This window comes from Photorhabdus luminescens subsp. luminescens, assembly GCF_001083805.1.
GTDB classification, from domain to species: domain Bacteria; phylum Pseudomonadota; class Gammaproteobacteria; order Enterobacterales; family Enterobacteriaceae; genus Photorhabdus; species Photorhabdus luminescens.
Window position 1 is genome coordinate 884,761 of the sequence record NZ_JXSK01000001.1, and the last position, 19,095, is coordinate 903,855.

The 19,095-nt window shown below is 37.7% G+C and carries 17 protein-coding genes; 1 reads left to right on the forward strand and 16 read right to left on the reverse strand.

Features of this window, described 5'->3' with window-relative positions:
- Nucleotides 1-10: 10 nt before the first annotated feature.
- The 16 genes from TI10_RS03495 to TI10_RS03570 all read right to left on the reverse strand — a co-directional run bounded on the left by TI10_RS03495 (nt 11) and on the right by TI10_RS03570 (nt 16,578).
- Nucleotides 11-433, reverse strand: a complete 423-nt coding sequence (locus TI10_RS03495; RefSeq protein WP_080984981.1) for a hypothetical protein — start codon at nt 431-433, stop codon at nt 11-13.
- A gap of 549 nt (nt 434-982) precedes the next feature.
- Nucleotides 983-1,564: a hypothetical protein gene (locus TI10_RS03500; protein WP_049581804.1), complete on the reverse strand. Its 582-nt coding sequence runs from the start codon at nt 1,562-1,564 to the stop codon at nt 983-985.
- Between the two features lie 170 nt (nt 1,565-1,734).
- Complete coding sequence (gene luxE, locus TI10_RS03505; protein WP_033875254.1) at nt 1,735-2,847, reverse strand: long-chain-fatty-acid--protein ligase LuxE; 1,113 nt, start codon at nt 2,845-2,847, stop codon at nt 1,735-1,737.
- A gap of 178 nt (nt 2,848-3,025) precedes the next feature.
- The gene (gene luxB, locus TI10_RS03510; protein WP_033875255.1) at nt 3,026-4,009 is read right to left on the reverse strand and encodes a luciferase subunit beta; all 984 of its coding nucleotides are present in this window, start codon (nt 4,007-4,009) and stop codon (nt 3,026-3,028) included.
- A 14-nt stretch (nt 4,010-4,023) separates the two neighbouring features.
- Nucleotides 4,024-5,106, reverse strand: coding sequence for a luciferase subunit alpha (luxA, locus tag TI10_RS03515; RefSeq protein ID WP_033875256.1), 1,083 nt, complete (start codon nt 5,104-5,106; stop codon nt 4,024-4,026).
- A gap of 48 nt (nt 5,107-5,154) precedes the next feature.
- Nucleotides 5,155-6,078, reverse strand: a complete 924-nt coding sequence (locus TI10_RS03520) for an acyl transferase (RefSeq protein ID WP_049581805.1) — start codon at nt 6,076-6,078, stop codon at nt 5,155-5,157.
- Between the two features lie 12 nt (nt 6,079-6,090).
- Nucleotides 6,091-7,533 carry a long-chain-fatty-acyl-CoA reductase LuxC gene (luxC, locus tag TI10_RS03525; RefSeq protein ID WP_049581807.1) on the reverse strand — a complete coding sequence of 481 codons (1,443 nt, stop codon included), beginning with the start codon at nt 7,531-7,533 and terminating at the stop codon, nt 6,091-6,093.
- Nucleotides 7,534-8,336: 803 nt separating this feature from the next.
- Complete coding sequence (locus TI10_RS03530) at nt 8,337-9,317, reverse strand: hypothetical protein (protein ID WP_049581808.1); 981 nt, start codon at nt 9,315-9,317, stop codon at nt 8,337-8,339.
- Nucleotides 9,318-9,392: 75 nt separating this feature from the next.
- Nucleotides 9,393-10,268, reverse strand: coding sequence for a class-II aminoacyl-tRNA synthetase family protein (locus tag TI10_RS03535; RefSeq protein ID WP_049581809.1), 876 nt, complete (start codon nt 10,266-10,268; stop codon nt 9,393-9,395).
- Between the two features lie 189 nt (nt 10,269-10,457).
- Nucleotides 10,458-12,209, reverse strand: coding sequence for a carbamoyltransferase family protein (locus TI10_RS03540; RefSeq protein ID WP_049581810.1), 1,752 nt, complete (start codon nt 12,207-12,209; stop codon nt 10,458-10,460).
- An 86-nt stretch (nt 12,210-12,295) separates the two neighbouring features.
- Complete coding sequence (locus tag TI10_RS03545) at nt 12,296-13,480, reverse strand: beta-ketoacyl synthase N-terminal-like domain-containing protein (protein ID WP_049581811.1); 1,185 nt, start codon at nt 13,478-13,480, stop codon at nt 12,296-12,298.
- Nucleotides 13,470-14,219 carry a hypothetical protein gene (locus TI10_RS03550; RefSeq protein ID WP_049581812.1) on the reverse strand — a complete coding sequence of 250 codons (750 nt, stop codon included), beginning with the start codon at nt 14,217-14,219 and terminating at the stop codon, nt 13,470-13,472. The genes TI10_RS03545 and TI10_RS03550 overlap by 11 nt, the downstream gene beginning before the upstream one ends.
- A complete protein-coding gene (locus TI10_RS03555) occupies nt 14,209-15,069 on the reverse strand; it encodes a hypothetical protein (protein ID WP_049581813.1) in 861 nt (286 codons plus the stop codon). Before TI10_RS03555 ends, TI10_RS03550 begins: the two co-directional genes overlap by 11 nt.
- Nucleotides 15,070-15,130: 61 nt before the next feature.
- A complete protein-coding gene (locus TI10_RS03560) occupies nt 15,131-15,421 on the reverse strand; it encodes an acyl carrier protein (RefSeq protein ID WP_080984982.1) in 291 nt (96 codons plus the stop codon).
- 247 nt (nt 15,422-15,668) lie between these two features.
- Nucleotides 15,669-15,893 (reverse strand): hypothetical protein, encoded by a 225-nt coding sequence (locus TI10_RS03565; RefSeq protein WP_049581815.1) that lies wholly within the window; start codon nt 15,891-15,893, stop codon nt 15,669-15,671.
- Entirely contained in the window at nt 15,886-16,578 is a 693-nt protein-coding gene (locus TI10_RS03570; protein WP_049581816.1) for an SDR family NAD(P)-dependent oxidoreductase, read from the reverse strand. The genes TI10_RS03565 and TI10_RS03570 overlap by 8 nt, the downstream gene beginning before the upstream one ends.
- Before the next feature lie 759 nt (nt 16,579-17,337).
- Here TI10_RS03570 and dauA point away from each other — a divergent pair.
- Nucleotides 17,338-19,053: a C4-dicarboxylic acid transporter DauA gene (gene dauA / locus TI10_RS03575; RefSeq protein WP_049581817.1), complete on the forward strand. Its 1,716-nt coding sequence runs from the start codon at nt 17,338-17,340 to the stop codon at nt 19,051-19,053.
- The last annotated feature ends 42 nt before the right edge of the window (nt 19,054-19,095 follow it).

The following is a 19,095-nucleotide window of genomic DNA, read 5'->3' on the forward strand; positions in this document are numbered from 1 at the left end:
GTACAGGACTTTAATTCTTCTCGACTAAAAACAAAATGGTACGCTTCGTAACATTTTGTTTTATATTTATGAGTACATTATCTTTACGCCAATATTCATCATGCCAATATTCGTCAAAGTATTTTTCAAAACCCATACTTTCAACATACTTTATTAGCTCTGCTTTACTATTCGAATTCACATTTGAGAAAACAATTTTATTAGTCATTATTGGTGTTCCATCAGGCGAATCATAATATATGGCATAATCATCTGAAACCAAGGGAATATTTTTAATTTCCTCAAAGGTAAACATATTATAATAAATAAAATTCCCTTTCGTATATGACAAATTAACATTTGCAAGCGACATAATAAAAATTAAAGTACATCCAATGAGAATAGATATCACAACGATTATACGTATAAAACTACTCAATCGAAATCCCAGCATATTCCACATCCAAGTTAATCCCAGTCCGATCGCTAATATGAATTATATCATGACTTGTTTTTATACCCTATGGATTTCAAGATTCTTTACTTACTATTCCTAACTTCTCCGTGTAAACCAGTCTTCCTTATTCTATATCAAACATTGTAGTCATTATAACTCCTGTAATTTATTAAAGCACTATTTTCTACCTATCATACTTTATTTCGGAACCAGTTATTTTTTCTTCTCAATTATTGATAACCTGATCAAGTTGGGATTAGTTCATAAATACCCGGCCTTTTTACTTGTATAAATAACTTTCCAAAATGGTGCTACACCTTATCTACCAACAACCCTATTTATAACAATGAGTTGAATAAAACCATGTGTAGCGGAATTATGAAACCTTATTTATACCCCCAATGCCGGGAAGATCGAAAACCCTAGAACAGGGTTCGACAAAACGGCAATATATTTACCTCGAAAGCATTGAACAAAAGATATTAACTACCAAATGTTGGGGACTAAACAGATATAAAAAACCACCCGAAGGTGGCTATTGTCGTCTCAAACATCTTCATCCAATTTTTCACGATCTAATTCCAGTAATTCTTGGAATTCCTTTAATCCCTTTAATTCCTGGATTTTTTCTCCGAAATCTGGGAGCGTATAAACATCTGGACTCGTATAAATCAGTTGACTGGTTTCTATGCCTTCTTTGCCACATATTATATGTATATCAACTAATACCGTATTATTATCATAACCTATAGACATAGTTCCATTGTATTTTAGCGCGTTCTCAAATTCTTCTTTTGATGGATACGATGATCCATCTCCGTACTTTTTCGTTAACGATTTGCTTACTGGCTTCACAAGTCTGCCAATATTAATCTCTAATCTTTTAAATTTCCCATTTAAAAAAAATGCCATTGCTTCACGCTTTTTGTTAGCAAACGAAAAGTCAGAACATGAATAAAGTGATACTTCTTCTATTCGAGAATCTCCCTCAAATTTTTCAAAATCACATAACCTCTTCGAAAGAAACTCTTCTTCTGTCATGCCAAACTTTGCATCTTTATACCCATCAACTGCCATTGCACCAAAGCTAATCATTCCCAATGCAAGCATAACTGCCAATTTTTTCATGTTATCTCCTTTTGCTTTGAGCCAATAATAACAATGAGAACAATGTTAAGCCAACCCCATAAACCTCTATCAAGTACCCAAATGTGGATGTTTTGGAGAATTTTGTAAAGTGTAGATGTCATTCAGATTTATATAACGCAAGCATTCCACTTACAATTAGGCAAAGGATATCAACTATCAAACGCTTCGGTTAAGCTTAAAGCACACCCTTTCTGCGTCCTCGTATTGACGCGACGTAAAATTTCAACGAGCACGCCGGGATACTTACCATATTCTCTGCTAATTATCCCGACATCATCGGTAACAATAAATGCTGGATAACTGGTTGCTGACGCATCCATATAACTCATCAACCCCGGCGTTCCATCAGGTACAGGTTTCAACGTTTCAGGATCAAGCGCTCGCGCATATACCCACGGCGGAACATGTTTACGCTGCATTTCATCCTCAAAGAAACAAGTGTTGAGTTCAACTTGATTAAATATATCTCGGATCTGACTAATATCACTGAGATTGAAAGTATCAAATAAAAGATGATTGAAATCATCACGTTTCAGAGATTCTTTTTCGTAACTTTTCCAGCCGCCTCCGGTTATGATATAAAGGCTTTTATCTCCAGAAAATGAGATTTTTTTATCTTTCATATAATGGCAGAGTAAATAAATAAAGTATGGCGAACCAATAAGACAAAGATCTTTCCCTTGATTTTTTATTCGTTCAAGACTATTCAATGTTTTAACAAAATCTATTCGTTCTTCTGTTACGGTAAATGTCGTAGGATATAACAATTCCACCAAACTCATAACATATTTAAACCAAATATTATGAGCATTAAATCTATCTGGTCCCAAATTGACTAATTCTATTTGATGATCAAACCAACTACCAACATATTTCATGCCATAACTCACAGAGCCTAAGAGTCTCTCAATACTTAATCTGTCACGCGCCACCTGACTTTTTAAACCATTCGTGCCGCTACTGGTAAACCAACTTTCAATCTCGTTTTCCTGAGAAGTTAATAAGCGAGTAAACTTAAAAACCGATGTTGGGAATACAGGTATGTCATCAATTTCCGTAATATTGTCATCTACTTTGTGTGCCTGACAGTAGTGACGATATTCTCGACAATGTTTATAATGATTACGAAATGCATCAAGCACAAGTTTCTTTCTGATTTTTTCCTGCTCGTCGTAAGACCACACTAATGGATCGCTCGAAAAAATCAAATCATCAATTTCTGAGCTTGCTGTAATTTCTTGTTTATCAACATATGAAGTCATACCTGTTTTACTCCTCAAGATAATATTAGAAAGTATGGCAGCACTGCTGTCATACTCTTTTATACCCTTCATCTTTCAAGCTGCTGCTTTGTTGGCTGCTTTCACTCACCCCAGTCACATAGTTATCTATGCTCCTGGGGATTCGTTCACTTGCCGCCTCGCTGCAACTCGAAATCTATTAGGTATATTCCATGTGGTACTTCTTAATATTATCATCAACAATATTGATTACATTTTTTTGGCTCATCAAATCATTCATTGGTTCAAAGGACAGCAATACACTTTTCGCACCACACTTTTCAATTGCCAACTTAGCCGCAGTTATACACTCCGTATAATTTCCGACAGCGTTTTCTGCAATTATTTCTTCAAGTTTATTTTCGAAATTTTCATTAGGGTGCATTTCAAGAACATAATCACTAATAAATGCACGCGTCTCTTGTTTAGCTTTATTACTATCTTCGTTATAGTTAACTAATATCATTAACTGATGGTCTATCTCTGATAGGTCAACGTCATATTTATCCGCAACGGCTTTATATCTTTCAGCATATTCATATCTAACATCATTAGAATCATCCCACTTAAAGATGAGAGGAATACCTTTTTTGGCCGCCCACTCAACAATATGATGACTGGTTGCTGTTACATATTTCCGAGGTCCGCCTGGCGTATAAGCATGGGGATTTACAGATATTTTAGGGAAGCTATAAAAATCGTTATCTGGATTACAATAGCCTGTTGTTAAAGCATCGTTAATGATTTCATAACACTCTTCAAATAGTTGCTGTTGATATTCAACCGGGCGATTAAAAAAATGCATTTCATCTTTTTTTTCGCAATCACTAAACCCTAAAATAAATCTCCCTTCACTTAACTGATCCAATAAGCAAGCTTCCTCCGCTATGCGGACAGGATGATGAGTTGTAATGATGTGATTTAATGAACCAATTTTAATTTTCTCTGTTAAACCGAGCAGAAAACCAGAAACAGTCAGAGGAGCGCCGACAACACCATTATCTGAAAAATGATTTTCATACACTAAAATCTGTTCAAAATTCAACTTATCAACATACTCCGTTATTTCCTGCATGCGAACTATACTTTGTTCTTGAACAGTTGTTGAATTGATGAAGTTAAGGAAGAACAATCCAAATTTCATTTCTTTCTCCTTAGCTAATATAATAGCGAACGTTGTTTTTCTTTAAGAAATGGCATGACATCAGACTGGAAGAGCTTCATGGAAGCAATAATTTCGTCTACTGTTCCATTAGCTTCAAATCCACAACAAATATTTGATATTCCTGTAGCATCAATGTCTTTTTGAATTATGTCAATACATTCCTGCGGCGTTCCCACGGGATTGATTTCGTAACTGTAATCAATACGGCGATTAGTATCTTTATGTCCTTTTAATACAAAGTCACGCCACTGCCCTTTATTGAAATCATAACCTCTTGTTTGGTCTGAATCATCAAAAATAGTCGTAGCATTCACATAAGAATCATACCAATGCCCCAGAAATTTCCGGCAAATCTCTTTCGCTTTAATTGAGTCATGATCTACAGATGTTATATATGATAAGCAATGGTCGATATTATGAATATCGTGCCCATATTCTTGAGCCACTTCATTATAAAGCTCAAGTTGTGCTTTCTTTTCGTTAGTATTTATAATCCAACTTAATATCATCGGTAGGCCAAATTGAGCAGCCCACTCAGTCGTCGAAGCTGATTCAGCCACCACATAAACCGGTGCGCCACCTCTGCTATACGCCGCGGGGTTTACTTTTACCTTATGGAACTTGATATGTTCATTATCAGCTTCCATATATCCCTCTGTCATGCCATTCTTTATCAGCCCGTACCAGCATTCCGCTAAGGCGCGACTGTTATTCATATCTGTGCCGAATACGCGAAAGTCCTTGTTGTAAAGCCCTCGGCAAATACCAAACCGAAATCGTCCTTTTGACATTTGATCCAATAAATTCACATCTTCAAGTTGGCGTACTGGATGGGCTGTGGGAAGAACAATAGCGGCAGTTCCTACATTCAATTTTTTAGTCGCGCCAAGTAAATATGCAGCAGCGACATAAGGGTTACCAAGCAAACCAAACTCCGTGAAATGATGCTCCAGTAACCATACGGTATCAAAACCACACTCCTCAGAGATGCGACCTAATTTAACCAAACGTTTCATTACCTCTGTTTGAGAAAATTGGGGAGGTTGGTATGTAAGCAAAAAGTTTCCAAATTTCATAGAGAGTCCTTATATTGCTATTTGAGTGATAGAATATCTCAATAGATTTTAAGACAGAGAAATTGCTTGATTTTCAATCTCAATTCTCATTCGGCGTTCATTGACTGTCGCAATAGTTAAATGTTCAAATGACGGTTCAGTAATATCAACATCAATATCCAGATGATCATTATCCATCGCGATAGCGGCTTTCGTAACCGATTGATAAAAATTGCGCAGGACCACTAAATTTTCACTCAAGTCATGCGAACTTCCTAACAAAGAATATATCTTGCATCGATTACTACGAATATTTGATAACAATGTGATAACTTCATCTTGCTTGACCCAATTATCGTTATTTGCAGTAAAAGCAATAAACGGTATATCAAGATACATCATGTTATTAATTGTAGAAGCTAAATCTTCCCAACCAAAATCAAGACAATCTCTCGCAAAGACTTCAGCACCCAATTTATGGCCTTCAAAATCTAGATTATTCGGCAATTCATTAATGGGTAGACTGAGATAATCAAACCCTAAAGCTCTTTCAAGAGAATATCTTAAGTTAACAACACCGACTGCGGTGATTAAAAACGAAGCATTGATTTCAGATAGGCTTGCATAAGCTATCCGCGCAGATAAGCTTGAAGCCAACATACCGAAGTTATTTATTTTTCGTGTAGTTAACCAATCAACCACTGCTAACAAGCTCTGCTTTCCTATAGACATTGTAAATTCATCAATTGTCCCTGAACTCAATCCAACGTGGTGAAGCGAATCATAGCGGATCACATGAAATCCATTCCGCGATAAATATTCCGCCAGACCAGCAAAATGATCCATCCTGCGGGCAAAACCAGACGCAATAATAATGGCATTCTTTCTCTTTGGGCTGTTTTCTTCTGGCAGCGTTTCCCAAACATGAATTTTTTTATTTCCTTCAACACAAATAACGTGGTCGATGGTTTTATATTTTGATTCATTTTCCATACTTTTTACCTATTATGGGACAAATACAAGGAACTTATCTTCTTCCAGGAATCGAGTCTGTTCTATTTCAACCGCAACATCCTTAGCCGTATAGTTAGATGGCCTTTCATGAGAAATATATGTCACTAATCGTTGCAACGGTCTCATTCCGTCATGAGATCCACCAACTCGAAATATGTTATTCATTCCTGCTTCTACAATCCTTTCCGCACCTTTTAATGCTAACGCATCTCGATATTTAAATGATGACTCCCAAGGAAAAATAGATATGGTTTGCGTCTTATTTTTTTGAACATAAGGCAATATTTGCTCAATATTATCGACGTGATGAAGGTACACACATCTGCCAAGTGGTTGATTAAATTCCACACCTGCATTTGACTCAATAATCATCCAACGTTGATGAATATCCACCTCTACTTTTAATCCAGCAAACAAGCTTTCTTTTTGAACTAAAGAATAGGCCGCCTTTTCATCAAAATCTTTTTTGGCATTCGGTAATATATGCGCATATAGATTAAGTTTTTCTATCAACGCTAACTTAAATTCCTCATAATGATTTCCCATGTAATATATGTTTTGGGCAGAAAAACAAGCTCGCTGATCGTAAAAACAAACATCATGAGCCGCACCTGTCGCTGCGGACGTCAAATCAACAGGATTATCGATAATGCAAAGACTCTTTTTAGAACCAAATTTAATCACATCAGCATAAGATGGCGCATGCTCTACCGCCCAATTAATCGCATCTGGCCCTCCCCAAGCGACAATAACATCCGCATGTCGCATAATTTCTTTTGCGAGTGATGTATCACCTTGGTGGGGCCAATATATAACAGATAAAGAGCGCGTTATCGGATGATTAGGGTCTACATCAATAAAACTTAACGCTAATGCATTAGCGGTAAAAGGATCGGTTGACGATGTTTTTATAATACACTGATTCTTAGTTAAAATTGCGCGTAATATAGACATGATCCCAGATAATGGAACATTACCTGCCAACAGATGTACAGATTTACCTTTCGGAAAAGCCCGAACATAACTTTCATCCTGAGGTAGCCATTCATCCATGATATGGCGAGAACCAAGTTCATTTTCTACAACATCATAAAGGCCGCCTTTAGAACATAAAATCATAGATATCCAATTGGCCTCTAGCTTAGCCATTTCTTCTGAATATCCCATATATTTTTTTAAGTCACGAATGTATGTCCTGCGTCTTGAGTATTCTTCATTTTTCCATCTTTGCCCTACCGTATAGAGAAAATTGACAATGTTATGCAACCGTAATTCGTTATTTCCATTACAATCAATAATGTTTTTTACATGAGAGTCATTCAATATTGGCAGGTAAACACTATTATCACCAAAATTAATGGATTGCACTAAATCATCACTTTCGGGAAAGATTTCAACCTGGCCGTTAATAATGAATGAAATTTTTTTAGTCATATTTGCCATCCATTTAATGGGGGTAATTTCAACTTAAGTTGCTGTTTAACTATCTTGCGAACTGGTCGTACCAACACTTGCTTCTTATATTTTTGTGTTATGACGATGTAAATAACAAATATATAGAAAATCAGATTCTGACTACGTGGTTCCTGGCCTGTAACTTTCGTCATAATTATGATAATAATATAAATTTTCTGCTCAAGGTTTTTAATCTAACTGAATGGATCGTCAATATAACGCCTATTCCCGTTTTAATATCTGTTAAAATAGCAAAGGAAAATTTTCATATCAACAAGATTTGTTAATGAAAAGTTTAAATTAAAAAAGTCATGCTCTTCTCTAATGCGTGATAATATTTATGTAAATTATTATCCTGAGTATTATTTCACAAATACCGATAGAAATAGATTGAATAGCAATCTAATTTTTACCGGCAGATTTCTAAAGAAGAATTCAAATTCAAAAATACCTGAGCTTTTTATTTGCATACGCCTACGATGGAGGGTCTATGCCCCTCCAATTAAAACAATAAATTTAGCTATTTTTTGAGGTGTGCTGCGGCTCGTCGCACAGCATCATAGTAGCTGGCTGGTAACGTCCCCATACGCGGCGTAATAGGGATTGTGCATGGTGTGTTCTCCAAGTCATGTCAAAACAATGTATATCAATTTTATATCATGATAGCATATTGATATACGTTACCAAATTCCTATCACTTACTCAACGTAATCAATTACTCTTCATCTCCCACAAGATATTAATTAACAGCATTTCCCAACACCGATATAAAAGATTCAAACTTAACCTTTATACCGATATAAATCCCGCCACATCATGTTAGTCATTTGCTCAATATGATCAAAACGCCCTGCAATTTTTTCCAATACTTGTGGTGATAATGTGGCTTCAAATTTCAAAGCTAAAATAGATAAAACTTTCCAGTGATCAATCAATTCCGTACAACGTTCAATCAGAGAAGGCGCAATATCAGCTCTGATTAAAGAATGTTTTAACAAATTCAAATTAGGTATCACATACAATACACTAATATGATCAAACAATCTTTTAGCCGCCCGGCACGCTTTTTCTTCTTCCTGCTGAAACGCATTTAGACATAATTTGCTATAATTTTTCAACGCATCATAATATTCAGGCAAGGTATTAAATAATTCGGCCTGACAAGTCAATAATTCCCTTACCGGCATAGTTTCTCGATCTCTTAGTGAATCAACAACATAAAAATTACCCATATGATCATAAGTTTCACTGGGCACTTTATCGAAAAGCGCTAAGTAAAATTGCTTGGATGACATCCATGCCTCACAAGCATAGGATTCCCGATCAACCACCAAAGAATCGAAAATACGCACTTGTGAATAATCATCTGTAATAGCGGTGATCAGCACAGCATGTAGATATTCCGGTTTATTGGCATAAGCCTCAGAATAAGATAAATATGCGGAATTAACCCAAGCAATAACACCTCTCTTTTGACATAATAATTCATATAACTGACGACGCCAATGTGCGTAATCTATTGGCAGCGAAGCTATATTCGCGCCCAAAGTCGTCGCGCCAGTTAATCCAACAGTTTCAACCGAGAAAATATATTCAGGTATATTTAATGCATCATACCCACTGCGAAATAAATAGCCATTGCCAGCTTCAAAGATCTCTGCCTCAAAGATCTCTTTACCCTGTAGATTAAGTAATTTTGTCAGACTACCGGTAAAACAATTGATGGCGACATTTATTTGTGATTTATCCGTCACATTTTCCATAAGTATTTTACCACCTCGATATAATGGACTGATTTATGAATAGCAGATCAGATATGTTACTCCCCGCAATCACTGTTATTGTTCCTTTAATATTATTGCCACCGCTTGTGCTATATTTTCGATAAGTAAATCAGGTTCATAATTCAAAGTATGGGCTAACAGCACTAAAAGTAATCTTTCCATCCCAAAAGCAACACAAGCAGAATGCATAGGGCGATCACTAGCACGACTGGTAATATTGAAGTTTGTGGTAAATAAATCTCGGTGTAAATTTCGTGAACCAACGCTAACGTTATATTTATCAAACCAGGGAATAAGTACTTCGCACTTGACGCCCATTGATAATTGCACTTTACGAGTCACTTTAGAATGTTCCCCATAAAATACATCACTGGCTTTTTCTACCGAAAGAGCAGGAAACAGTAAGCGTAAGAATTTAACCGCTTGCCCAAATATCATTTCACAATGCGTTTCTACTTTTTCCTGTAGTCCCACCAATATTAATTCACGCATGGTAAAATTCCCCATACGGGTAGGCTCATCTTTAGCCGGTTCATATCGATGACACTGCCCCTTAGCCGTAAAATATTTCAGTTCCCAATCATTAATACTATCTGTTAAATGAGCAAAGGTATGATAGCAAGTCGATGGACTCAGTACCCATGTATCCCCGCTATTTTCACTTATAACATCGTGAGCTAAATGGGGATAAACATGCAATGGATTGCTAGGCAATTTGTCGAAGAAATTGATACGCTCTAACGTCGAGCGAGGTAATAATGTGGTACACGAATGTGAAGCAACAGATATTCCCTTACTTAAAACTTGTAAAAGTGTTTCATCAAGAAACTCAGCAGCAGCATATAAACTGTCAGAAAACCGATACCCGACAAGGCCGTTCTGCGACTGCACAATTGATAGCAGCTTACGCTGTTGAAGTTCTTTTATCATATTTTATCTTACCTTTGCTGATCGATAATGACATTATGCTGCCCAGTAGATAATCTCTGTTTTGCAATATAGAAAGGATATGTTTCTATATCATCAAATATCATCTCCAGACATTTTTCTAAGATGATAAAGAAACACATTTGATCCCAAAATCAATTAACTGACATTTTAATCATGGCCCCACCAGGATTATTCTTTCCATACGACGAACCCCTCAATATAAAGTTTGTCTAGTGAGGTTTTCAAAAATGTCTCTACTGCAATCTCTGGTGACATGATAAGCGGCTGTCCCCTAACGTTAAATGACGTATTCACCAGACAGCCATAACCCGTTATCTTCTGTACCTCTTTCAATAATCGCCAAAAAGTTGCGTTAAAAGTACGTTCAACAAGCTGAATACGCGCCGTTCCATCAGCATGAACAATACCTGACACCGGCTGCATCATTTCTGGTTTTACTTTGGCGGTGCAAAGCATATATCGAGTCGGCATTAAATTACGTGTCTCAAAAATAGTGTCGCAATCCTCATCCAAAATTGCCGGGGCAAATGGTCGGAAAGCCTCACGGAATTTCACTGTGCTATTAATCCTATCCTTTATTCCTTCACCTGCCGGCAAAGCTAAAATCGAACGGTTGCCAAGCGCCCTTGGGCCAAATTCCATTCGATCATGGAACCAAGCAATAATTTTATCTTCTGCGATATCTTTAGCCGCAGAAACAAAATAATCATCATTCAGTCCCAAATAACGCCATTTCATTCCCGCATTGCCGCCATGTCGGAATAATACATTACGGACTTCATCAGTGGAGAAACGAGGGCCAAGATAAGGATTAAAGCAATGATCTGTACCATTGTGGTAGCCGCCAGCCACAAAAAGCGCAGCGCCCAAAGCCGAACCATCATCACCCGATGCCGGTTGAACAAAGACGTTTTCCACACCATCAAGCTGGCAAAGGGCTTGGTTTGCTTTGCAGTTTAAGAACGATCCTCCAGCAAGGCAGAGTGATGTTTCACCGGTTTTTTGCAGCCAATAAGTCACTAACTGTTTCAGCAACAGGGTAAATTTCTCCTGTAATCCGGCAGCAAAATCTTGATGAACATCCAGTAAAGGGTCATCTTCACTTCTCGGCATCAAACCAAACATATCACTCAGTTGTGCTATTGCAGCGGGAAAACCATATTCCGCATTGTCAAATGCTTGCGATAACCAATTTATCTGTATCGTTCCGCTCTCTGCATCGAATTGAGCCAATTTATTGAAAATATCGCGATATCGTTCAGGGTTACCATACGCGGCAAGTCCCATGACTTTATATTCATCACTATTAAATACAAAGCCAAGGAACCGGGTACAGATAGAATAAAATATGCCTAATGAAGAACTAATTGGCTGGCTGTACAATTTCTGGAATTGCTGATCTTTAGCAAGATAAACACTTAAGGATTCTATTTCACCCATACCGTCTGAAATAATACACAATGCAGACGGGAAGCCGCTGGGATAAAAAGTTGATGCCGCATGAGCCAAATGGTGATCTACCCCCTGAAAACGTGATTCAATATTCTGCCACCCCTCTGAAGCCAATGCATTAATCACCGTTTCTCCACTAAAAACCTCTTCAAACATTTTCTTATTCGACATGAAAAAACGGCGATAATTATCATAATTAAAGCCGTGGGCAATAATCTGTATATCATCTTGCGTAAGACCCGCTTCCGCCAAACAATAGTTAATAGCATTAGCAGGAAACCGCCCTGTTCCTTTTTCTCCGGTAAAGCGCTCTTCCGCAGCCGCCGCGACAATTTTTCCATCAATAATCACACAGGCCGCGCTATCGACTCCCTGACAAATACGCTCGTCTAATTTACCTATACCTGGGTAATTCTCCCGCATAAAATGTTGAGAATTAGGAAGGCCGCTGATACCTAATATAACCATTTTCTTCACCTCCAAATTGTTATTTTTCTTTCATAAAAATTAGACTATGCGCTTTATACTGATATCCCATTTTGCATTACGAGGAATCAAGTCACCTTGCCAAATAAAGTAATGGCATTATTACCACCAAAACCAAATGCATTATTTTGTATATATTTTAAATTATTTTTCATTTCCATTTTTCGAGTGATTAAATTAAATTGATATTCAAAATCCTCCGGCAAAATATTTGTTGGCGGCATAATTTGATCTCTCAAAGATAAGCAAGCACTAACTGCGCCAATCGCCCCCGCCGTCGCCATCATATGTCCGATAGTGCCTTTAATTGCTGAAACCGCCGAATTCGGGAAATACTCAGAGAATATCGCTGCTTCTACTGCATCATTAGCCTTTGTTCCAGTACCATGTGCATATATACCACCTATATCTCCAGCTTCCATTCCTGCCGAATCTAATAATTTTTTATGGCACTGAGTAACACTGTTAATATCAGGATTGGTCGGATGTAACGCATCATTATTACTGGCAGTAGCGATCAATTCAGCATAAGGCGATTGATATTCGCCAACGTGTTTTCTATTCTGCAATACCAAAAAAGCGGCGCCCTCGGATATCGTAATAAAACGCCTTAATTTCGAAAATGGACGGCACTGTTCTGCGCCTAATGCATTAAGCATGTAAAAACCTGACCACACTTTTTTTGAAAAGGCATCTCCGCCTCCAATGACGGATGTTGAGACAATTCCAGCATTCATCATGCGTAATGCTGTTTCAAGCGCAATATTTGCTGACGCACAAGTATTATGGATCGTCATGGAAGGCCCGAACGAACCAATTGCACGAGCAACATTATCGGAAACTGCATGACTCGAATAGATATTCGAATGCCAATTTACCGGCCTACCTTCAACTAATTGATCAAGAATATCCGCCTCAGCCTCATTATTACCTACACACACTAAGGCATTACGCAATTCAGCACATCCTGGTTGTAATCCTGCATCCGCTATTGCTTGGAGTGCGGCATCAACAGCATACAGAGAAGAATCAGGGACCTGTGCGCCTGTACATTTCGGCGCCCTGGCTTTTATATCCAGACGCCGCTCAGCCGAAATTCTTCCAGCAATAAAATTTGGCTTCAAAGAAGAATAGATCGGTTCCAGCCGAGTAAAATTTGACTCGCCAGCACATAAATTTTGCCAATAACTTTCGACGTCTATACCAATTGGAGTAACGACGCCAAGACCTGTAACATATATTTTATCTAACATCGTTCTCCTTCCTCTTAATTGATACTGCGTCAGTTATCCAAAGTAATTTTTCCCCTTCACAATATGCCCTGGCATCCCAACACATTATTGAGCCAAATCGGGTTACTTTAGTCTCAATAAACACAGGCGAGTTAATATGTTCAATATCAGGACTGAAAGCCAATTCACCAAATTTAGCAAAAACATAATCGCCGGCTGTTGAAATACTCTGTTGCTGATGCTGCAAAATTAATGCTAAATTCCCCATTGCCTCGACAAGAATAATCAAAGGGAAATAATGATATTTTTGCAAATAAACAGTTTCACCGCACAATGATTTCATATCCAGGCTGCAATTCGCTCTGTTTAATCCATCATTAACATAGATTATTTTTGGTAAAAACCAAAACTCTGGTTCACGTAATGATGGTGATAATAAAGAAGATGGGTAAAAAATTTTTTTACTTTCACCTTTTACATCTTTACTAGAATAACTTAGAAGAAAAGAAAAACAGTGTTGTTCCGATACTATTGCAGAAATCTTATTTTCCTCCTGGCGATATTGGATATTTTCATCAGGACGTATAAATTGATGAAAAATTAGATTTCTTAAATTGATAAAATCGGCAGATGTATCAGCTATCTCTTTACAAAAAGCGGCGACTGGCAAGATCCCTGGAACAACAGGATTATCAGGAAAATGATATTTGAATATTTCATCTTGCGGTGAAAAAACATGGTTAATACGATTAATCATCATTGTGTATAACCCTTACGCCTGAAACATTCATGTTATCTATGACAATAAATACAACGGCATCGCCTTTTTCACTGTGCTTAATCGCCCCCATAAACTCATGAAACAGAAACGCACTGTTATATTCTTGATATTCAATTTTATTATTATCTTTAACAACATGAATTAATTCGTCATTCTGATCCAACGTATTGTGTACAAATATCTTCGTATCCGGTGATAAATCATCACACCATTTTTTTATCTCTTCCGCTGTTAATCCGAAGAAAAAATCTGCCGTAAACTGTTTTCCACTCAATAACGTTGTACACATCACACCAGAAGATATTGACTTTTGATTACTGATTTTCTTTCGTATATCATCAAGCGCTTCTGTGCAATAAACATCACCGAAAAAGAGATAGCTGGCGCCTACTGATCTATTATGCAGATTAAGCAATGCCTGCATGAATACTATTACTGGGGTTTTACTGCCTGCATTTAATGTACAGTTTCCTCCCGTCACCTTTTTGTCAATGTTAATAAAGGTTGAAGCTGAACTGGTAGTAGCATAAGGGAATTGTTGAGCAGATACCGTTTTATCATTGTTCATGACCTGCCGCTGAAAACGAAGCATCGCTTCAAGGTTACCGTATTCTGTCCCCACAATGACAGATTCATTTTCTCCATTTCTATCTTCTGCAATAAACTGATTCGCCAGATAGGTACAAACGCGGCTAAAATCATCACGAAAACGATCACCTTTATTGCTTACAAATTCAGAAATATCAGCAGGAAGAGAAAATTCCCCCTTTTTCTCATTCCGAAATATATTCGGATAAATAGCTATATTTTCCACGTTAAAAGTCAACATTTTCCCTCAACTTATTATTTGAAAAATAGAGAGTTTTCAATTATTGATTAAGTCAACCTGATCATTGCAGGTTATTTTTTATTTCCTCCCATAACTCACCTACAGTTTGAATGCGGGCAAGCGCATCTTCAGAAATCTCTTTGCCAAAGGTTCGTTCAACTGACAAAATGACATCAATTAACTTTAATGAGTCAATACCAAGATCACTCTTCAACAATTTATTCGAAGTTATTTTAAAATCGGAGTCTAACTCAGCAACATTCACCAAAATACTTGCTAATTCTTCATTAACCATATCAATATTATCCATATTACATCCCCAATGATGTTTATTTAAATCTATACCCGTCATCTTTCAAGTTGCCTCTTTGTTGGCTGCACTCGCTCACCCTGGTCACATCGTTATCTATGCTCCCGGGGATTCACTCCCTTGCCGTCGCGATGCATCTTGAAATCCATAGGGTATAATGGTTTAAATCAAGTATATAAATTTCACCCGAATCACTTCCCCCATACATACATCGAAAAACACGCTCCGATTAACTGTTTGCAACAATTATGCCTACTGGGGTAGATTTTCATTTACCCAAGGAAATAATTTATAAACGATTTAAAAATAAAGATATCTGATAATGAGTTTTGGCCCCTACTCCAAATAACGTAACCAACCATTGGAATAATAACCAATAACCTTTTCTCATTAAAGCGATTGACAACATTAGGCCAAGTGAAGAAATACATTTATCATAAATCCAACCTACTATCCCAGATAATTGATGAAAACATGCTTGCAGATCACGATTTATGATATTGTTATTAACCACTTAATCCCCCATCAATGCAAAGAGATGTCCCTGTGATATAGGTTGATGTACTCAACATCCCCACACAAAAATTGGCAATTTCATCAACATCCGCCATTCGTTTTAATGCGGTGCTTCTGGCGAATTCCATCTTTTTTTCTGGAGAAATATGACGCAACATACCACCATCAACATATCCCGGCATTACAGCGTAAGCCCTAACATTAAAACGGCCGTAGTCATTAGAGATGTTTTTTACCAATGCATTCATGGCTGCTTTCGAACAAGAATAAGCGGTGGCGCCTGTCTCTCCACGCATACTTGCTGTAGAAGAAATAAATTGCATCACGCCATTACGATTCTTCATAAAATGCGGCAGCAAATATTTTGCTACTCTTGCTGCGCCAAACAAGTTGACATTAAAAACATCATGCCAACCCTCAATATCCTGAGCGTGCAACAGGCCATCCAATGACATTGCCGGCGTATAGATAACCGCGTCAATACATTTCATCTTTTCAATTGCAATGTTAATGGCTTCTCTAACACTGTTATCCGACATAACATCTAAATAAATTTCTTCATTACGCGGTTTACGTGAAGTACCTAATACCTCATAGCCGCTGGCAACCGCATGCCGGCAAATTGCATTCCCAATTTCACTTGATGAACCAATAATAAGTATCTTGCTGTTATATTTATGCATTTAAACATTCCTACCTTATCTAAAAATTATTTTCCAACAGTAACCCCTACTTTAAATAAAGCATTCAGAATAAATATCATCTAAACAAGAAAACATTTTTAACTTATATATTTTAAACTTACATACTTTCAACGCATATATTTCTAACTTACCTATTTTCAACTCATTTAATCCATCTAATTCTATGAGTCACTCTAAATAATAGGGTGAGTTCTTATATCTGTCAAATTATTAATCTAATATTTAAGAGATATCAAAGCATTGGTTAAATTACATCCAAAAATTAAATGAAAACCATCATACGTAAAAATATCCAAGATAGCTAATTTAACCCGGTCATAATCAATACATGTGGTGAATGCATAATTAATTATTTAATTTTCTAACAATAACAATTAAAAATTGTAATCAATCCTGTTAATTCATTATAAAAATAAAACATTATAATTTTATAATTAATAGAGAAAACATATAGCTTCAAATTCAAAAATATTAATTAGATTCTCTATAAAGTGAGTTCAACAATACTCACCAATAAGAATAGATAGTTAATAGAAACCGATTCCAGCATATTTTACAGCGATAAGAACACTATTCTCCCTTTTACTTTTCACTTCCCTATCGTTAAGCTATTAACATTAAGTTTGATTTATAGCGCTATCGCTTTGAACTAAAAGCACTATTTTTGTAATTTGGTCTTGCAATTCGGCTGTAACAGCCTTATTGCTTTTTCCCTCTATATTTTTGGTTTATGCACAGATGAAAACTCGTAGAATGAACGGCATACGGCCGTTTAGTGCTGTAATTGATGCTTGTTGGAAAGAAGCCTACTCTTTTGCTCGTTTAACTAAAGATATTATTGCCGGTATTACTGTCGGTATTATCGCCATTCCACTCGCTATGGCGCTGGCAATCGGGAGTGGCGTCGCGCCGCAATATGGGCTTTATACCGCCGCTATCGCCGGGATGGTAATCGCGATAACCGGCGGATCACGCTATAGTGTTTCCGGCCCTACCGCCGCTTTCGTTGTCATTCTTTATCCAGTTTCTCAACAATTTGGTCTGAGCGGTTTGCTCATTGCGACCTTAATGTCAGGCATTATTTTGCTGGTGATGGGATTAGCCCGCGTTGGTAAATTGATCGAGTATATTCCTCTACCCGTAACACTTGGTTTTACTTCTGGGATCGCAATAACTATTGCAACCATGCAAGTAAAAGATTTTTTTGGCCTACAATTGGAACATATGCCAGAGAATTATATCAATAAAGTTGCAGAGCTATTTCATGCACTGCCGACACTGCATTTGAGTGATACGCTGATTGGCCTAACGACGCTTGCCATTCTGATTTATTGGCCCAAGCTTGGACTGAAATTACCCGGGCATCTTCCCGCTCTCATTGCAGGAACTGCTGTGATGGGGATCATGAATTTATTCGATCAACATGTTGCTACCATTGGCTCTGAATTCAGTTATATATTGAACGACGGTACCCAAGGGCAAGGCATTCCCCCCATCCTGCCGCAATTTGTTTTACCGTGGCATTTACCCGATACGGGTTTTCATCAGGTTGATATAAATTGGGCGACAGTTTCAGCCCTATTACCCGCCGCCTTTTCAATGGCAATGTTAGGCGCTATTGAATCACTGCTTTGTGCCGTAGTTTTGGATGGTATGACCGGTAAGAAACATCACTCAAACAGTGAATTGATTGGTCAAGGATTGGGAAATATTGTCGTGCCATTCTTCGGTGGCATTACGGCTACCGCCGCCATCGCCCGTTCAGCCGCCAATATTAGAGCCGGCGCAACATCACCGATTTCAGCTATTGTTCACTCTCTGCTCGTGTTATTAACTTTACTGGCATTGGCGCCCATGCTTTCCTATCTTCCTCTGGCCGCTATGTCCGCCTTGTTGCTTATGGTCGCCTGGAATATGAGCGAAATACATAAAGTTATCGACCTAATGCGCCGTGCGCCAAAGGATGACATTATCGTGCTGGTGCTTTGTATGTCGCTCACCGTATTGTTTGATATGGTTATCGCCATTACGATTGGTATCGTATTAGCTTCACTGCTGTTTATGCGTCGAATAGCCAATATGACTCGCATCAGTCAATTGCCACAAACAAATATCGCTCAAGGTCTGCTGGTTGTCCGTATCAATGGCCCGCTATTCTTTGCCGCCGCTGAGCGTATTTTCACGGAATTAAAACAAGAAAGCGCCAGTTATCAGACGATCCTGATGCAATGGGATGCCGTTCCTGTGCTGGATGCAGGCGGGATGCATGCTTTCCAACGCTTTATTGATGAAGTGGGTAAGGATAAATATATTGCTGTTTGTGATATTCCCTTTCAGCCGTTAAAAACACTGGCCCGAGCCAGAATCCAATTAGTCGAAAATCACCTTAGCTTCCATGCGACATTGCCACGAGCAATGGAAGAGTTGAATTTCAATAGCAAAATGGATAACTGAAATTGCCAAACAAAAGTTTAATGACTCTTGTCGCAAAAATAA

What these genes read in the sequence shown, in the direction of transcription:
- TI10_RS03560 (WP_080984982.1), bottom strand. Translation starts at nt 15,421, where the DNA reads ATGACGGGTATAGATTTAAATAAACATCATTGGGGATGTAATATGGAT.
- luxC (WP_049581807.1), bottom strand. Translation starts at nt 7,533, where the DNA reads ATGACTAAAAAAATTTCATTCATTATTAACGGCCAGGTTGAAATCTTT.
- TI10_RS03570 (WP_049581816.1), bottom strand. Translation starts at nt 16,578, where the DNA reads ATGCATAAATATAACAGCAAGATACTTATTATTGGTTCATCAAGTGAA.
- luxB (WP_033875255.1), bottom strand. Translation starts at nt 4,009, where the DNA reads ATGAAATTTGGATTGTTCTTCCTTAACTTCATCAATTCAACAACTGTT.
- dauA (WP_049581817.1), top strand. Translation starts at nt 17,338, where the DNA reads ATGAAAACTCGTAGAATGAACGGCATACGGCCGTTTAGTGCTGTAATT.
- luxA (WP_033875256.1), bottom strand. Translation starts at nt 5,106, where the DNA reads ATGAAATTTGGAAACTTTTTGCTTACATACCAACCTCCCCAATTTTCT.
- TI10_RS03500 (WP_049581804.1), bottom strand. Translation starts at nt 1,564, where the DNA reads ATGAAAAAATTGGCAGTTATGCTTGCATTGGGAATGATTAGCTTTGGT.
- TI10_RS03520 (WP_049581805.1), bottom strand. Translation starts at nt 6,078, where the DNA reads ATGGAAAATGAATCAAAATATAAAACCATCGACCACGTTATTTGTGTT.
- luxE (WP_033875254.1), bottom strand. Translation starts at nt 2,847, where the DNA reads ATGACTTCATATGTTGATAAACAAGAAATTACAGCAAGCTCAGAAATT.
- TI10_RS03530 (WP_049581808.1), bottom strand. Translation starts at nt 9,317, where the DNA reads ATGGAAAATGTGACGGATAAATCACAAATAAATGTCGCCATCAATTGT.
- TI10_RS03545 (WP_049581811.1), bottom strand. Translation starts at nt 13,480, where the DNA reads ATGTTAGATAAAATATATGTTACAGGTCTTGGCGTCGTTACTCCAATT.
- TI10_RS03550 (WP_049581812.1), bottom strand. Translation starts at nt 14,219, where the DNA reads ATGATGATTAATCGTATTAACCATGTTTTTTCACCGCAAGATGAAATA.
- TI10_RS03540 (WP_049581810.1), bottom strand. Translation starts at nt 12,209, where the DNA reads ATGGTTATATTAGGTATCAGCGGCCTTCCTAATTCTCAACATTTTATG.
- TI10_RS03535 (WP_049581809.1), bottom strand. Translation starts at nt 10,268, where the DNA reads ATGATAAAAGAACTTCAACAGCGTAAGCTGCTATCAATTGTGCAGTCG.
- TI10_RS03495 (WP_080984981.1), bottom strand. Translation starts at nt 433, where the DNA reads ATGCTGGGATTTCGATTGAGTAGTTTTATACGTATAATCGTTGTGATA.
- TI10_RS03555 (WP_049581813.1), bottom strand. Translation starts at nt 15,069, where the DNA reads ATGTTGACTTTTAACGTGGAAAATATAGCTATTTATCCGAATATATTT.